Here is a 16,635-nt window from a genome sequence, read left to right on the forward strand (position 1 = left end):
GGGGCTTCGCCCCCGCCCCACGGCCTCTCAGCTTCCTGCTAACGGCTCACTCGGCACAGCTGCGCGCTGCACAATTCGGGCGCCACCGGGGCCCGCCGGGCGCTGCACTTTTCGACTGCCGATCACAGGGCCGTAGTAGCGACGCAAGATCGCGGCGACCGCCGCCTTCACCGCCTCGTCGACAGCGGCGTCGATCGCCGCTTGCCGTTGCTCGCGCTCTTCGAGAAGCAGCCGCTTCAAGGCTTCAACATCGTTCGGCAGTTCATCGACAGCGGCCATGAAGATGATTCTACCGGGCGTCGAATCATCGCGCTACCGCAATCAAGCGGCTCGACGCGATACCTCCAGGCCCGAGAGCAGCCGCAGCAGCTGGTCGCACGTAATCTCGACCGCCACCTGGTTGCTACGCGGCCAACGGAACTCGCCCCGCTCCAGCCGCTTGTAGTAGATCGCCAGCCCGTCGCGGTCCCACCACAGCACCTTCACAAGGTGGCCGCCCTTGTTGCGGAACACGAACAGGCTGCCAGACAGCGGATCGTGGCCGAGGAACGAGCGGACCACCTCCGCCAGCCCGTCGAACGACTTCCGCATGTCGATCGGCGTGGTCGCCACCCATACCTGCGTGTTCGCCAGGTCCGCGGCAATCATCGCTCGGGCCTCGCTTCCAGAGCGAGCACCAACTCGGCAAGCCACGCCGCCGGAGTCGTCGAAGCCGGCAGCTTGATTACGTGGCCGCCGACCAACTCGATGGAGATCAACTCATCGTTCTCCGGCTGGTCGCTGACCACCATCGGCACGAACGACGGCGCCAACTCGCTGTCTCGCTCCCCGATGGTCCGTCGCCAAGCGTAGAACTGCGACTCCGTAAGCCGCTCACGCCTGCAGAACTCACGAACCGACAACCCGCTCGCAGCCTGCCGGTCGAGCACCTCACGCCACCGCCGCTCCTTCTCCGCATCCCGCTGCAACTTCGCCATGGACTTCCTCCAAGATCGAGAAAGCCAAAGCTTGACCCACTAGCGGACAGCCAAGAAGATGCACTCCGCGGAACGGACACCAGCGTGCTGGTTGGCTGTCTACTGAGCACCAACACGCCTTGCGAATCCAGATGAGACTGCCGCGACGATAAGCGAGAGCAATAACGCCGAACTCGGTTCGGGAATCGCCTGCGAAGCGGCGGCAAGCGACTCGTAGCTGGAACCGTAGTTGTTCGACCATTGATCGTACTGGGCGCTGCCGATTGTCCCACCGATCAGATCGTTCGCCAACGCGATGTCGGTACCGACATTGTCTCGCCAGACCGTGTAGTCTGCGGCGTTAACGAATCCGTCCGCGTTGTAGTCGCCCGGAAGTACGAGGGCCGATACGGCGAGTTCACCCGTAACGAGCAGGTTGCTCGTGTCCCACTCCAAGCCGAGGGCAAGAGCGGGCAGCTGAATGTCATCGAACGCACCGCTGACAGAGTCGAAAGCGAAGATATCGAAGACGTCGCCCGCCTCGGCTGCGAAGCCGTTGCCTGCTGCGTCGAGGGCGAGCACTCCATCCGCTGACAGGAGACCGCTGACGTTGAGCTGGTCGTGGACATTCGGCGAGCTGAGCAGCATGTTCAGCGTGGCACCGTCGGTCATCGTAAAGTCGCCGTTCACATCAAGGATGGAACCCGCTCCGGTGAACGTATCCTGGATCGTCGAGACTGACGAGGCAGCGGCAAGATCGGCGTCCGTCAGGGTGCCGAAGTTGGGATCGGTGCTGAAATCGGCATCGGCAACGAACGCGAACTTGTCGAGCGTCATGCCGCCCTCACGGGTACCGATCTTGAAGTTGAAGATGGTTCCCGCGTCCACATCCGACTGGGTGACATTGATGCGGTGGAACTCGCCCGCGTTGCTTTCCGAGTCGCCGTTGCGGTACCAATCGTAAGTCAGCGAGCCATCGCTATTGGGAATGACCCCCTCGGCTGCGATCCGCGCTGACCCAAAGTTGTCGACGCGGCTTCCCAGGCCAGCTGGGTCCGTGTTGCCGGAGTCCATGTCACCGGTAACGGTGTAGAAACTGTCGTCGTTGCCCGCATCGCCATCCGCCCCGGGCGCTGCGTTTCCGCCGTCGGTGGAGACCCCGTGGAAGAACCACATGTAAGAACCGGGCTCAGTGAACTTCATGTTATAGGTAACGAAGTTCTTGTTAGTGGTTGAAGTGTTTGTGTTCGTGGTAGTCTCCGTGGCGTAAAGGGCCTCGCCGTCAGCCCCTGCGCCAGAAGAGCCCGCGATGTCGTTGCGGACAATCCAGGTCGTGTCGCCAGGAGCGTTCTCAGTAAGTGACTGGAACTCCTCTGCTTCAAATGCGAAGACCTTGTAGCCGCCTGTCCCAACCGACTCCGTTCCGTTCTGGACCATTACGTTGATCGTCTGCGGCGTTCCCAGCGAGAGGGTGCCGGAGTTCGTGATGGATCCGGTGGACGCGGTCGTCATCCGCAGGCTGCTCCCCGCGTCGATGGTCGTCGTTCCGGTGAAGCTGTTGCCGGAGTTGCCCAGCGTCACTTCCCCCGTGCCAGTCACGTTGATGTCGCCGCTACCGACGATGCCGCCCGTCCCGGAGAACGTGTACGGTGCCGAGTTAGCGAACGTCATCGAGCCTGGGGCACGGTTTGCGGCGAGGTTCACGTTGGTTGTGCTCGCCGAGTCGTTGAAAGTGACATGGTCCAAATCGCGGAACTGCTGGTCGCCGCCTTGCCAGTTTGAAGTCGCGGTGTCCCAGGCACCCGATACGCCACCGCTCCAAGTGCGAGAGGCTTCTTCGCCGGTTACCACGACGTTCACCTGACCGGCGGTGCTTCCGTTAACGGCGACCGTTTGTCGGGTGTTGAGAACGTTGCCGTTGGAGTCGGTGATCTGGGCGGTGGCTGAGTTGAGACCCGAATTCGCTCCGCCGGTGTGAGAGATAATTGTCCGAGATCCGGCGTCTAAGTGGCCGTGGGCAGGAGTCACGTTGAATGTGATCCCAGTGGTGCTCGCGGTAAACGATCCGTTTTGCACATTCAGCAAGTCTCCAGAAGCGTCGGAGTCGTTGCCAACGTCGAAGCTCCATGCGCCGCCGCCGCCGAGGCCCAAGTCGGGGAGCGTGACGGTCCCAGAAGTGACGGTAAGTTCTCCGACTGCTCCGGGGGCGTCGCCAGGCGCGACATTGCTGACATCAATCAAACGCAGATTGCCGGAACCCGCATTGATCGATCCTGATCCGGTGATCGCTTGGCCGATTTGCTGTGTGTATTCCGTGTACGCTGACACATCGAGCGTGCCGCCTGATTGGACCGTGATGGATGAGCTCCGCAGCTCGCCGACCGTTCCGCCGCTGGCGTTCACGCTGAGCGTGCCCTCTTCAATCACGGTGGGGCCGAACCAGTAATCGTTTTCTTCTGCGCTGGCATAGCCGATCGTCAGCGTGCCGCTTCCGCGTTTCACGACGCCGACGTTGTCATTGGCTTTGACGGTAACGATGTCGGCGTCGATATCGATGTCGGCGTCGGAGATCCGACCCGTAATCGTAGTGTTGCCCGCTCCGGAGAACACATAGGAGAACTGCTCGTTAGAGTCTTCCGCATAGAGACGATTCAGAGTCAGCGTGCCGGAAGTCGATTCAATGTTCAGCTGCGAATCGACGCTGGTGCCTTCGCCACGGATGACGCCGTTCCAGGAGTTGGTTCCCGAACTCGTCAGTCCGGGGGCGTCGGTGCTGCGTCCTTCGAAGTCAAGAACTTCGCTGGTTATAGCAACGTTCCCTGACAGAGCGACCTTCGAGTCCGTCCCGGCCTGAACGACAGTACGGTCGTTCAGCTGGCCGCCGTCACCCAAGGCGTTGCTATTGCTCACAGAGAGGGTTCCGCCATCGACCCGAACCACACCGCCGAAGCCTGCGTTAGAACGGTTGATAGAGACGGCATCGTTGACTCGGAGCGTCGCGTCGCTATCTATCGTTGATGCACCTGTCAGCTGGGCAGCCAAAGTTCCGGTGGTACCGGGATCGAGGACGACGGTCGCACCTGCCTCAATGTTGAGGGCACTGCTTGATTGGTTGTCGATCGCGTCAAGGTCGCTGACCCGCAGCGTGCCTACTTGGACATCCGTTGTGCCGGTGTAGCTTTTTGCCCCTTCGAGCAAGAGCGTCCCATTGCCCAGCTTGGTCAGTCCCACACTGCCTGCCACATCCGCTGCAATCACGTGCGTGCCGCTGGTCGAGACCTGGGCCGAGGCGACTAGTGTCAGGGCGTTGGGGCCCGCGAGGGTGTATTGGTTGGACGTGTTATTGATAGTGACCGAGTTGAGCGAGGCCCCGGGGTTGTCCAGCGTGATCTCTGCGTTCTGAGTGATCGATGTTCCGAACAACGCGTCGAACGTGGGAACGACTCCGTCGGTCCAGTTGACGGCGGTGTTGAAATCGCCGCCGCCGGCCAGGCCCCACTCGTTCGGCGGGTTAAATGTATCCGTGACGGCTTCGTTCAATTGCTGATCGGTGAAGATGTCGGTCGATGTGCCGAACGCGAAAGCGTCGAAGTAGAGCCCGTCTTCGCGTCCTCCGAACTGGATCGTCTCAATCCCGGGGGTGTCTACGGTGAACGTCGTCGGTGTGCCCGAGGGAAACGCTCCGATATTTTCTGAGAGGTTGATCCAGAAGTACGTTGCGGCTGGGAACCCCTGGTCGGGTAGGCCGTTAGGTCGCACCCAGTCTGACGAGGTAGCAACGTCTTTGGCACCAAAACCATTGCCGTAGTAAAAGCTGTCGTCGGCTACGCCAACTTCGACCAGGAGCCGGGCGTAGAGGTCGTACTCGCCTGCCTCGGCAAAGTCGACATCGTAGCTGAGGACGTTCGTGAGCGACCCAGGAGAGGTAAGGCTGGCGTTGCCCGTCCGGGTAAGGTACGCACCACCCAGGGCAGAAAGGTCGCTTTCTGCGGGGGTGAAGTCGGTACCGAGCGTAGGCGTCACGCTCGTTGTCGTCGAAGAGCCGTCCTCTGCCTCAAAGCCGATAATGACGGCGTGCGCTGTGCTGGCTAAGAGTACCGCCGCGAACAGGGCCGTGCGACGAAGTAAGTCGTGCGTGATGTAGAACGTCATCTGAAGTAGGCTCCAAGACAAGACTTGTCGTATGTGAGTAGATCAATCGTGATGGCACCGCCGGCGAGTCCGCTACTCTCGCCATCTCTTGGCTCAATCTTCTGCCCTTTTTGCCTTCAATACGGCTTGCCCTCAGCTAAGAGCACAAAGGGGTACCAGAAGAAATCAGAGGGGACCGGGTCCCCCCGACGTCTGGCAAGTCGGTAGGTCGGAGTCGCTCCAATCGTACAGGTCTTCACCCGCTCGCGTAGCAGCTCGATCCAAGACGCGTGGGTAGATGTCACGTGTGATCGCTTCAACGTGGCCGTCTACGAACAAGAAGTTGGAGATTCCTGGATGAGCGCTGCCAAATCCTTCGTCACCGCCGGTGGTGTTCCCGTATGGGTCTTCGGGGTCGAAAGGGGTGACACATTTGTCACAGAACGCCTGAAGCTCACCGATCTGCAGCATCGCGTTGTGGTCGCCGTTGAATGCGTGTCCACGCTCCGAGGTGCCACGGCCGACTTCGCCCCCGAGGAAGGTCTTGCTCGTACCGTCAACGATGCTACGGAAGGCCGTCTTTCCACGGAAGCTGATCGCACCGCGGTTGCCAACGCCGCCTTTGACGTAGCTCTTTGCTTGTGGGATCGCACCATCAAGAAAGGGCTGGTACGTTTCGTTGAAGTCCCCAAAGGTGATCAAGTTGCCATTCACATCGATCGGACAAGTCGATCCACCAACCGCGCGGTAGTCGGACATCGAGCCACTCCAGCCACCACTTCCCGTGTCGGGTTCGGTATCGGAGTGACCGCCATGGGGGTCAGCAGGGGGGTTCTTGCTGATGAGGACCCGTCCGTCATGCGCCATCGAAGGGCAGTAGAACCCCCCCACTTGAGCGGTGCGAGTCGCGTACTCCTGGTCGTAAAAGCAGCCAAGCTGTGGGTCCCATAGATCCTTGATCTGCGAATCTTCCATGTAGTCGAGAATCAGCATCAGCCAAGTTTGCTGGCCATCGCCCACGCGGCAGGGCGGGAGCTCTCCGGTCGCGTCATGATAGTTGTGCGTAGCGATGCCGATTTGCCGCATCTGGTTGGTGCACTGCGTGCGGCGGGCTGCTTCGCGAGCCGCTTGGACCGCTGGGAGCAATAGTGCCACCAGGATGCCAATGATCGCGATGACGACCAAGAGCTCGACCAGCGTGAATCCTTCTGGCTTCGTGTCGAGTCGAGAGGCAGGCACAGGTTGAGACATGCGAATCGGTTTCCTGTGGAAGTTCTGAGTAGAAGTCGAAAGGAGACAATCGACGTCGGGCCGCGAATCCAAGCGGGCATAGCGGCTTTACGCCGCAGTCGCGCGTGGGGGGCCGAGTCGGATGGAAAACAGAGTCGCGATTAGTGAGCAGTCACCGCCAAACCACTAATTAGCCGACGCCCTCGGTCCTGCAGGAAGACCGTGGGATCGCACGGCCCAGTCAATGGCGGCGCAGTCTCTCGCAGATGTTCGCTGCAAGAGACGGTTTTTTGTCGCCTAATCGCAAAAGTTTCTCTAGAAAACCGACTTGCCTCGCGCGGGGGAGATCGGCTGCTAGCTGTCGTAAACCATTTGCAACAAGTGCTTTCCTGCCGATCGAGCCTGCCAAGTTGCTCTTTTTCAGGATTTCTCTAGGCAAAATTCGTGAGGTCGCCGCGATAGTTCTTGGTGAGTTCTCGTCTACGAGTCTAGATTCTTGTCCTTTAGCTCTACGTCTCGCGCTTCTCACTGGCGGTTGGTACGACCAGCGAGCGCGGCTCGCGTCGGCAAATGCGAATCATCCTCAACGCACTTTCTTTTTCGGAGAAGCTGAATGCTCAAAGGAGCAGCTAGTGCTTGAAGCAGATAACGATAGCTGCCCCGCTGACGATGCATTCGTTCAGCGCCTCACCGGGAGCCAGGGTGACCTGCGCGCCTTCATTATCGGCATGACCCCCAACAAAACGGACGCCGACGATTTGCTGCAGCAGGTCAACTTGGCGCTGTGGAGGAAGCGATCTGCGTACGACCCTGGCCAAGCCTTTCTGCGGTGGGCCTTTGCATTCGCGGCACTCGAGATTCGTAGCTATCGATCAAAGTCAGCCAACCGCCGCATGTGGTTCAACGACGGTCTTCTCGAGACGGTAGCCGAGTCCTGGCCGCATGAGTCCTTGTACAGCGAAGAGCGCCGTGATGCCCTCGCCGAGTGCGTCAGCTGCCTCAAGCCAGAAGAACGCCAGTTTGTCGCGGAATACTACAGTCACCGATCGACCGTTCAGGAATTGGCGACTCAGAGCGGTAAGCCATTGAGCACGGTCTACAAGACGATCGCCCGCGCTCGGGTGATGCTCCGCAATTGCGTTGAACGCAAACTCTCGCACACCAGCCATCCCGCTTAGACCATCGCGAGCTTGCTAGTGGCTTACCCACTCGAATTCAAAACGATCGCCCGCCTCCGACAGTTGGTGTCGGAGAAGTGCGAAGGCACGTTAACCGAGGATGGCATCCAGGAACTGTCAGAGCTGCTCGATTCGTCAGCAGAGGCACGCGACGAGTACTGGAAGCTGACACTGGTTCACGCCAATCTTGGCTGGCATTTCGCGGGGCAAGCTCGCTGTGAAGATGAACTCGGTCGCATCCTGCTGGACACATCAGCATGGGAGCAACCCGAACATCTCAATTCCCGAAGAACGCACGCCTACGCCTGGGCCATCGCAATAGCAGCAAGCCTTCTAATAGCAGGGTTTGGCGGTCAGTTCCTTGCTGCTCCCAACGAAGTCCCTCCGGCAGCGTCTGTCAGCGCAGAGGCCGATGCCGTATCAGTTCTCGGTCGCTTGATGGCAAGGGGACCGCAGAGTCGCTGGTCGCTCGGTCGGCCAGGAAATCATGACATCGACGCCGTCAGGCAGGGCGACACCCTCTGGCTAGAAGACGGCGAGGCGGAACTGCATTTGCTCAGCGACACCGTGGCCAAACTGCAAGCTCCCGTCATCTTGCAAGTGGTGTCGCTTGATCGACTTCGGCTTTTGCGAGGTCGCATCGAAGTGGATGTTGCGAAGGGGGCTGAAGGATTCGTTGTTGAGACCACCTCTGCCGAAGTGGTCGATCTAGGTACCGTTTTTTCAGTCGAAGTGACCCACGATGGTACGGATCTCGTTGTTTTTGACGGTGTCGTCGATCTCAAGGTGAGCAAAGCGCCCACCGAGAACCAGGACTATTCCGAGGCATCGGCCAGCCGCTTCCGAACTGGCGAGGCGGTTAGCGTCAGCAGTGATGGCACGTTGTCGCGTCTTGTCAATGTGAGTCGCGTCCTACCCCATTCCCAGCCAGTGGCCGAACCCGTCATCGCTTCGGTCGTCGATAACAACGAGCGAGAAGGCTTGTGGAGTTTCTACGAGGTGGTTGCCTCTGGGATGATAGAAGACGCTCGTGCGTTCGTTGATCGGCGCTATGAATGGAATGGTGCGACCGAAGCAGGAATGCCCTCCTACCTCTTGGGAGCTGACTACGTAAAGACGTTCAATAACGACAAGGTCACACCCGACCTGACAATGGAGCTGACACTGAATCAGCCCGCCAGAGTCTACGTGCTGCTCGACAAGCGAATCACTCCGCCTGCTTGGCTGGTTCGCGACTTTAGCGATACGGGAGACGTGATTGGCATTGACGAGGCATGGCACGATCCTTTGGACCACAAGCCGGGACTCGAAGACTTTGCCGGCGTGGGGCCTGGCATGAGCATCGAGCGGACCCATTCCATCTGGATGCAAGATGTGCCGAAAGGTGGCGTCGTGACACTTGGCCCCAACGGCCGGCTGCCTGGCCAGAAGTATCGCGACATCAGCGCCGGGGCCAACATGTACGGCATCGCAGCGACTCCACTTGAGACGGAGCTTTAGACGTTCCTGCCAACGGATTGGTTTAATACCCCTGGCGTGCTGAGGGAGGTTTCCTTTAACAAAAGTATGAAGCTAATTGAGTGACAAACGGCATCGGCTGGTTGTGACCCCTTTGGTACACCACCTAATCACCGATCCCTCCTTTTCTTCTTTTCATTGAGAGACATCCCATGACTATTAAATTCAATCGACAGCTGATTCTCGGGGCCGCTTTGCTCTGTACCGCCCCCGCTTTCGGCGCTCCGATCGCGATTGTTAACGGCGATTTTGAACTCGATGCGGCAGACAACGTGGCACCGCCCACTGGCTGGATTGATGAAAGCCCCGACGGCTTTTGGACTGGCGTTGCGGATGAAGTTGGCAATCCGACGGCGGCTCAGGCAGCGGCAGCGCCGGGATCAGGACTCGGAGATTACTTCCTCACCACGGCACGACAGTCCGCAGGGGTAGGATCGCAGTCAGAGAATGACTTGTTGACACAGACCGTCGACCTTTCTGCTTTCGGTGGCCTGATCGACGCAGGAGACCAAGTTCTCGAGGTTGATTTTGTCTGGTCAAGCAATGACGGCCGCGATACAGGGGCCTTTGATTTGAGTTTCTATAGCTCAACCGATGGCACCGGGGCACCGATTGGAGCTGGTTACAGCGTGGCGCTCGACGACGACAACGGCTTTGCTTTCACGGGTTGGTTCGAAGAAACCGTTGGCGGCGTTGTCCCAGTCTCGGCTCGAAGCGTTACGCTCTCGATCTCTACGGCCCGATCAGGTGGCTCGGAGACGAACATCTGGATCGACAACATCTCGGGATCGATCGGCCAGCCAGTTCCTGAGCCTGGCTCGGCTCTGCTCCTCGTCCTGGGGCTAACCGCCGTTGGCTTCTGTAAGTCGTCGCGGTCCTAGAGCATTAAGAGTTTTTGATCGCGGGCGTCGTCACTAGGTGGCGACGCCCGCGTCTTTTTAGGGACTTTGCTTTACTTGTTTTCTCCGGCGAGATAGATCAGCCGGCTGGAAGGAGAACCCGTGCGTTCTTCCTTCCTCAGATTTCAGCATCCTAGAGACTACCGACCATTACTATGCCTCTTCGGCTTTGTGCGTTGTCTGTCGTTGCCATCTTGCTCTGTGGAACGACTCTTTGGGCGACGCCCCTCCCCCTGCTTAATGCGGACTTTGAGTTGGACTCGCCTGGTGCGCCGGTCCCAACCGCTTGGACGTTGGGCCAGGGGGCCATGTACGTGACGTCGGGCGTCGGCCTGAGCCCGGTTGATCCGACTTCTGCCAACACAGGAAGCCAGTTTCTGACGGCGAACCGACTGGCTCCGAATCCTGACGCCTCGTTTCCGAGCAGTCAGCAGATGAACATCTTCCAGACGATCGATCTGTCGAGCTATTCGTCTGAGATCGACACGGGGTCGAACTATGTCGAACTTAACTTCTCCTACAATGCGGCCGACGCTGGCGATGGTGGCTTTGTCTCGATGGATTTTTTCGACGCCGCCGCTTCGCCTTTGGGCACTGGCTTGGTGTTCAGCACCGAATCCCAGCCGACAAGTTCGGGGATGTGGTCATCGGCATCGCTCTTTGGTGCCGCGCCGGCTGGTGCTAAGTCAGTTCGGTTTACGCTTGCTTCGGAACGAATCAGCGGCTCCGGCAGCGCTAGGAATGTCAGTTTCGACAGCCTCTCCGCTCAATTGTTGGACAGTCTACCTCCCACTCCACCGAAGGATGTCGTCCACGGCAACCTGGTTCAATTTGCCAACAACGGCGCTTGGAGTTGGTTCCAAGACGAGCGAGCGATTGTTGACGCCCAACGCGGTCAGCTTATCGTCGGTTCAATCGCCAACCGCGATGGCTATGGAGGCGAGTCGGTGGACGGCCATGTGCAGACGACGCACTTTAATTTGTCGACCGGTGTACGCACTCGGTACACGCATAATGATCTCGAGTCGTATGGTGCCGGCGATGACCACAACGTGCCGGCGCTGCTTAAGAAATCCGATGGCGACATCCTGGCGGTTTACGCGGCACACAACAGGCTGGACGGCGTTGAAGACGATCGCAGCTATTACCGTACTTATGACGCTGAGGCCCAGGCCTGGGGGGCCGAATCAGAGTACCACTGGTGGGACGTGATCCCCAGTAATGCCCCCGGTAACGGCGGCACCACCTACTCGAATGTCTTTCAGCTTTCTGCGGAGGATCCCGATGGCGACGGTGTCGGCAGGCTCTACAACATCGCCCGTACGAATCAGAGTCCGCACATCATGTACTCGGATGACAATGGCGGGACTTGGCAGTACGGTGGACAGCTGACGAAGCAAGCATCGGGCCCGCCTTCTTCGAGCTATGTGAACGGCTACTACAAGTACGTCAGTAACGGTGTCGATCGTATCGATCTGATTGCGACCGAGTTTCATCCCCGTGACTACAACAACAGCCTCTATCACGCCTATATCCAGAACGGAAAGCTCTACAACTCCGATGGCGTGGTGATCGACGACAACCTCTTCGACGCAGCCGAGTCGTTTGATCCCGGTAACGTATCCTCGACAGATGACTTCACCCAGGTCTTTCAGTCGGGGACTAGTTCGAACTCTCGAGTCTGGAACACTGATGTGCAGACCTATGAGGACGGATCAATCTCTGTCTTGTTCAAGGCGAGGGCCGGCGGATTCGGCAGCCATTCCTCGGGGGCGGGGGACCATCGAGTGTGGTTCGCTCGGTTTGATCCGCAAACCACTGAGTGGACGACCACCGAAATTGCAAAGGCAGGCGGCCAGCTCTTTCCGGGCAACGAGACCGACTACACCGGACTTGGTGCGTTGCATCCGCAAGACCCCAACACGATCTACCTTTCAACCGAGATCGATCCCACTACCGACGAGCAGCTCGCACACCATGAGATTTATCGTGGCGAGACGGCCGATGCAGGCCAGACCTGGACCTGGACCGCTGTGACGGAAAACTCTTCGTACGACAACCTCCGCCCGATCATCCCCTCCTGGGACGAGAACAGTACCGCTGTGCTGTGGTGGCGAGGATCAATGGACAACTCACACGACTACGACACCGCGGTCGTCGGAGTCATTGACCGAAACCAAGAGCAACTCGGTGAGGTCCGGTTCATCGATGCAACGATCGATAACACGACGTTAGCGAATGGAGCCCCTGCAAACTTCGGGGCTCCGTCGGCACAACCGGGGACCATCGATAATGCCTGGGGTCGCCGCACCGGTGTGGGGAATGGAGAAGGTGTCTTCACTGCCGACGATTCGGGGGGAGAAGAGGCACCAAGGCTCAAGACCACGATCACCGACCTTGAATCAGGCGAATACGAGGTCTTCGCCTTCTTCTGGAGCGATGGGAATCAAGATTGGCAAATCGAGGCCGGCTTCGATGCGGAGCATATGGAGCTCTACCGTACCCGCGGAGCCCAGCAGGCCGAGGCTGAGCAGTTCGAAATCGCACCAGTACTCGACGAAGGCCTGCGGTCGCTTTATCGGGCTTACGTTGGCCGTGCACAAGTTGACGAAGGCGGTTCGATCGAAGTACTCATCGACGATTCAACCGGTGGTGCCTTTCAGAGTGCATGGTACGACGGTTTGGGCATCGCCGCGGTACAGCCGACGGCGTCGCTCGCCGGAGACTTCAATCATGACGGCGTCGTGGATGCTGCCGACTACACCGTGTGGCGCGACGGCAATTCGCCCGACAGCAGCCAAACAGGCTACGACATCTGGAGCAGCAACTACAGGAGAACGGCGGCCGCCCCGACCCTCTCCGCCGAAGTGCCTGAGCCTTCTGCCTGCCTGCTGTTGCTCCGCGTAGCGATACTTATAGTGCTGCGGCGACCACTCCTCTAGAGCGCGTCCCTTTTAATCGTAGCGGTACCCGCAGTGTCGGATATAGTTTTGGCACTCGTCATTGGAGAAGCGTTCGAGGAGCTTTCCGCAGGTCTTCCAGAGGGCTTCGACGGTGCGTTCGGCGGCCGTTTGCAGCAGTCGTTTGAACTTGCTGAAGGCCTGCTCGATCGGGTTGAAGTCGGGGCTGTAGGGGGGCAGGTAAAGGAGCCTGGCGCCGACCGACTCGATCGCCTCACGGACGCCCACCTGGCCTGCCCCAAAAACCTGTACCAGTTGCTATGAGAGTACGGTTTGGGGAACGCCGCTGCCCTGCCGTAGCGGAGGAGACTGCTGAGGCGTAGCCGAAGCAGTCTCCGGAGCGGAGGGAGGGCAGCGGGCCGCGAACTCCACCGGGGTCACGTACCCCAGCGAGCTGTGCGGCCGGTGATGGTTGTACAACCCAACGAGACAAGACCCACAGCACCGATTGTCGTGAGGTGCATTACCGCTGGCATCCTTGGTTCGGCCAGCGAGTCGCGGTCGTGCAGGACTACGTCCGGGGCGGCCGACGGGTGTGCCGCTGTCGAGACGACTCGGGGCAGATCCGGGAGCTCCCATTCTGGATGCTCGATCACGCAGCCTGTTGTGGGATGGGGGTAGCGACGGATCCGGCAGTTGGTGTCGATGACCTCCGCCTGCTCCGTGACTTGCTGCGGAGCTGTGGGGCCGATGGGTTAGAAGAGCGGCATTTCCCCAACTCGCCACCGGGAGATGCCGATGCCCCGCCGCCGCCCAGGCTCCAAGATTCTCCAGCTCAACCTGTTCCGCCCAATGCCGAAACGACCGCGGTGGGACGAACTGCCGCTCGACACTCGGCGCAAGACACTTCCGCTGCTCGCGACGCTGCTCCGCTCAGCACTCCGCAGCAAGGAGGCGAGCGATGAGCGATAAGATCGGGGCTCAGCACCTGTCTCGCAAGGCGATGCTCTATGTCCGTCAGTCGTCGCCACACCAGGTGCTCCACAACCAAGAGAGCCAACGGCTGCAGTACGCGATGCGGCAGCGGTTGGAGCAACTCGGCTGGAACGAGATCGAAGTGATCGACGAGGACCTCGGCCAATCGGCGGCGGGGAACGCCCGACGTAGCGGCTTCGAGCGGATGGTGGCCGAGGTCAGCCTGGGCAAGGTAGGCGCCGTCGCAGCACGCGAGGTGTCTCGGTTCGCCCGGAACAGCCGCGAGTGGCAGCAGTTGGTCGAAGTCTGCCGGGTCGTCGATACGCTGCTGGTCGATCACGAGACGGTCTACGCACCGCGTCAGAGCAACGACCGGTTGTTGCTGGGCTTGAAGGGGAGCCTCAACGAGTACGAGCTCGATCTGCTGCGTCAACGTTCTGCCGAGGCGCGACTTGCGAAGGCCCAGCGTGGCGAATTGGTCATCACGGCGCCCGTCGGGTTCGTGAAGACCGACGACCAGCGTCTGGAGAAGGACCCCGACCTCCGTGTGCAGGAGGCGATCGGCTTGGTTTTCACGAAGTTCCAGCAGCTCGGCACGGCCCGTCAGGTCCTACTCTGGTTTCTTGAGGAAGACCTTCAACTCCCGGCACGCCACACGGACGGACGGGTCGCGTGGAAGCGCCCCAGCTACGCCACGATCCACAGCCTGCTGACGCATCCGGTCTACGGCGGCGCCTACACGTACGGCAAGACCGAGCAGTCGGCGAGCTTCGACGGCCTGGTGACTAAGAAGCGGGTCCGCCGCAAGCCACGACAAGAGTGGATCGCGTTGATCCCCGACTCGCACGAGGGCTACATTGGCTGGGAAGCGTTCCAGCAGATCGGCCGCCAACTGGCTGCCAACAGCAGCCGGGACCTCGGCGCCGCCAAGCGGGGCGCGGCGTTGCTGGCCGGGCTGCTCCGCTGTCGGCGGTGCGGTCGCAAGCTCACCGTCCGCTACACTGGTCGCGAGCACGACGTGCTGCGTTACAGTTGTGTTCGAGGGTGGATGGATCAGGGCGAGCCACGTTGTATCGCCTTCGGAGGGATTCCCGTGGATGAAGCAATCGGCCAGCAGGTGCTGCGAGTGGTGGCGCCCGCCGGTAGGGAGGCAGCCGTCTTGGCAAGCCTGCAGCAAGAGCGACAACGCGACGAAGTCCACGCCGCCCTCGAGCGAGACCTCGCGGCGGCGCAATACCAGGCGCGTCGAGCCGGCAAGCAGTTCGACGCCTGCGACCCCGACAACCGCCTCGTGGCCGACGAACTAGAGCGTCGCTGGAACACAGCGCTCACCGAGGTACGGGCTATTGAAGCGAGGTTGGCCGATCAATCGTCGGCCGGCGAAGGGGCCGCTTCGGTAGATGAATTCGCCGAGTTGGCCGCTGACCTTGATGCCGTGTGGAACTCCCTCGGCTGCGACGCCGCCCTCAAGAAGCGGATCGTGCGAACGCTGATCGAAGAAGTTGTTGCGGATTGCGAAGCCGAGGCCGGCGAGATCGTATTGACCGTCCATTGGAAGGGTGGCGTTCACACCGAGTTGCGGCTGCCTCGACGACGGCGAGGTCAGATGAACCACACCTCGGCGCCCGCGGTCGAAGCGGTTCGGAGCTTGGCTCGGCTCTGTTCGGACGACGTGATCGCCGGCGTGCTCAACCGCAACGGCATTCGGACTGGCCGCGGCAACCGTTGGACACGGGAGCGAGTTGTATCGCTCCGCAACTATCACAAAATCGCTTGCCACGACCGCCAACGCTGCGACGAAGAAGGCTGGCTGAAGCTCATCGAAGCGGCCGATCTCGTAGGCGTTAGCACCGCCACGCTGCGGCTGGCGATCGAACGAGGCGAAATACCGGGTGAACACCCGCTCCCGGACGGACCCTGGGTGATCAACCGAGCCGATCTTGAGACCGAGGCCGCGAAACGGCTACGCGAGCGAGCCCAACGCAGCACCCGAACCCCCGCGAAACCTGGCTCGTCGCAGAAGAATCTCGGTTTTTTAAGCACATCGAACAATGAGGCAGTATGAAGATCGGTTGTAATCCTCTCGCCAGGCGGCCCCGAGCTTCCTCGCCGCCGCCAGGCTCTCGAACTCCTCGGTCGCCAAGAACTCGTCGCGGAACTTGCTGTTNAAGCTCTCCGCGTAACCGTTCTGCCACGGGGCCCCAGGCNCGATGTACAGCGTCCCGACCCCCACCTTCGCCAGCCACGCCTGGAGCGCCTTGGCCACGAACTCCGGCCCGTTGTCGCTCCGCAGGTGAAGCGGCACGCCACGCATCGCCAGCTGCTCCGCCAACGCATCGATCGCGTCCTCGCTCGTGAGGCTCCGGTCGATCTTCAGCGTCAGACACTCGCGGGTGAACTCGTCAACGAGCGTCAGGCACTTGATCGCCGCGCCGCTGGTCGTGCGGTCGAATACGAAGTCCCACGCCCATACGTCGTTCTTGTGCCTCGCCTCGCGGCGGGCGCAGCCGTTCTCCTTCACGCCCAAGCGACGCTTTTTCCGCTTCTTCTGAGGCACTTTCAGACCCTCCTTCCGCCATAGCCTGTAGACCCGTTTGACGTTCACCCGCCACCCCTCGCGCTTGAGCAGCGCCGCGATCCGGCGGTAGCCGTACCGCACGTGCTCACGCACCAGCTCCAGCATCCGCTTCACCAAGGGACCCTCGTCCTCCCTCGGCTTCGCCCGGTAACGCTGGCTACTCCGCGGCTGGTCCAGCGTCCGACACGCCCTCCGCTCGGAGACCGAGAACTTCTCGCGAAGCTCCTCGGCCGCCGCCCGCTTCCGAGAAGGGCTCACCAGTTTCCCGAC

The 16,635-nt window shown here is 60.4% G+C and carries 12 protein-coding genes and 1 pseudogene; 6 read left to right on the forward strand and 7 right to left on the reverse strand.

The window, feature by feature from the left end:
- Positions 1 to 27 precede the first annotated feature (27 nt).
- From Pla108_RS20575 to Pla108_RS20595, 5 genes are all read right to left on the reverse strand, one after another.
- Complete coding sequence (locus tag Pla108_RS20575) at positions 28 to 279, reverse strand: hypothetical protein (protein ID WP_146446869.1); 252 nt, start codon at positions 277 to 279, stop codon at positions 28 to 30.
- A gap of 42 nt (positions 280 to 321) precedes the next feature.
- Positions 322 to 648 (reverse strand): IS66 family insertion sequence element accessory protein TnpB, encoded by a 327-nt coding sequence (tnpB, locus tag Pla108_RS20580; RefSeq protein ID WP_146446870.1) that lies wholly within the window; start codon positions 646 to 648, stop codon positions 322 to 324.
- Positions 645 to 977 (reverse strand): IS66 family insertion sequence element accessory protein TnpA, encoded by a 333-nt coding sequence (gene tnpA / locus Pla108_RS20585; protein WP_146446871.1) that lies wholly within the window; start codon positions 975 to 977, stop codon positions 645 to 647. The genes tnpB and tnpA overlap by 4 nt, the downstream gene beginning before the upstream one ends.
- Before the next feature lie 99 nt (positions 978 to 1,076).
- Complete coding sequence (locus Pla108_RS20590) at positions 1,077 to 5,108, reverse strand: beta strand repeat-containing protein (RefSeq protein WP_146446872.1); 4,032 nt, start codon at positions 5,106 to 5,108, stop codon at positions 1,077 to 1,079.
- 165 nt (positions 5,109 to 5,273) lie between these two features.
- Positions 5,274 to 6,338 carry a DUF1559 domain-containing protein gene (locus Pla108_RS20595; RefSeq protein WP_146446873.1) on the reverse strand — a complete coding sequence of 355 codons (1,065 nt, stop codon included), beginning with the start codon at positions 6,336 to 6,338 and terminating at the stop codon, positions 5,274 to 5,276.
- Between the two features lie 611 nt (positions 6,339 to 6,949).
- On the opposite strand from Pla108_RS20595, the gene Pla108_RS21150 reads away from it, so the two are divergent.
- The 4 genes from Pla108_RS21150 (at position 6,950) to Pla108_RS20615 (ending at position 12,854) form a co-directional block, all read left to right on the forward strand.
- Complete coding sequence (locus Pla108_RS21150; RefSeq protein ID WP_197526769.1) at positions 6,950 to 7,495, forward strand: sigma-70 family RNA polymerase sigma factor; 546 nt, start codon at positions 6,950 to 6,952, stop codon at positions 7,493 to 7,495.
- 18 nt (positions 7,496 to 7,513) lie between these two features.
- A complete protein-coding gene (locus Pla108_RS20605) occupies positions 7,514 to 8,995 on the forward strand; it encodes a FecR domain-containing protein (RefSeq protein ID WP_146446875.1) in 1,482 nt (493 codons plus the stop codon).
- A 170-nt stretch (positions 8,996 to 9,165) separates the two neighbouring features.
- Positions 9,166 to 9,894, forward strand: a complete 729-nt coding sequence (locus Pla108_RS20610; RefSeq protein WP_146446876.1) for a PEP-CTERM sorting domain-containing protein — start codon at positions 9,166 to 9,168, stop codon at positions 9,892 to 9,894.
- Between the two features lie 326 nt (positions 9,895 to 10,220).
- On the forward strand, positions 10,221 to 12,854 hold the full coding sequence (locus Pla108_RS20615; RefSeq protein WP_197526770.1) for a BNR-4 repeat-containing protein: 2,634 nt from the start codon (positions 10,221 to 10,223) through the stop codon (positions 12,852 to 12,854).
- A gap of 12 nt (positions 12,855 to 12,866) precedes the next feature.
- Here Pla108_RS20615 and Pla108_RS20620 read toward each other — a convergent pair.
- Positions 12,867 to 13,094: pseudogene (locus Pla108_RS20620) on the reverse strand (transposase); the annotation flags it as partial.
- A gap of 516 nt (positions 13,095 to 13,610) precedes the next feature.
- Between Pla108_RS20620 and Pla108_RS21155 the strand changes: the two are divergent.
- Both Pla108_RS21155 and Pla108_RS20625 read left to right on the forward strand, forming a co-directional pair.
- A complete protein-coding gene (locus Pla108_RS21155) occupies positions 13,611 to 13,784 on the forward strand; it encodes a hypothetical protein (protein ID WP_197526771.1) in 174 nt (57 codons plus the stop codon).
- Complete coding sequence (locus Pla108_RS20625) at positions 13,774 to 15,852, forward strand: recombinase family protein (protein ID WP_146446878.1); 2,079 nt, start codon at positions 13,774 to 13,776, stop codon at positions 15,850 to 15,852. The genes Pla108_RS21155 and Pla108_RS20625 overlap by 11 nt, the downstream gene beginning before the upstream one ends.
- Here the strand turns inward: Pla108_RS20625 and Pla108_RS20630 are convergent.
- Entirely contained in the window at positions 15,823 to 16,623 is an 801-nt protein-coding gene (locus tag Pla108_RS20630; RefSeq protein ID WP_449240205.1) for an IS3 family transposase, read from the reverse strand. The two genes, Pla108_RS20625 and Pla108_RS20630, sit on opposite strands and share 30 nt — an antisense overlap.
- Between the last annotated feature and the right edge of the window lie 12 nt (positions 16,624 to 16,635).

The organism is Botrimarina colliarenosi (assembly GCF_007859955.1).
Classification (GTDB): Bacteria; Planctomycetota; Planctomycetia; order Pirellulales; family Lacipirellulaceae; genus Botrimarina; species Botrimarina colliarenosi.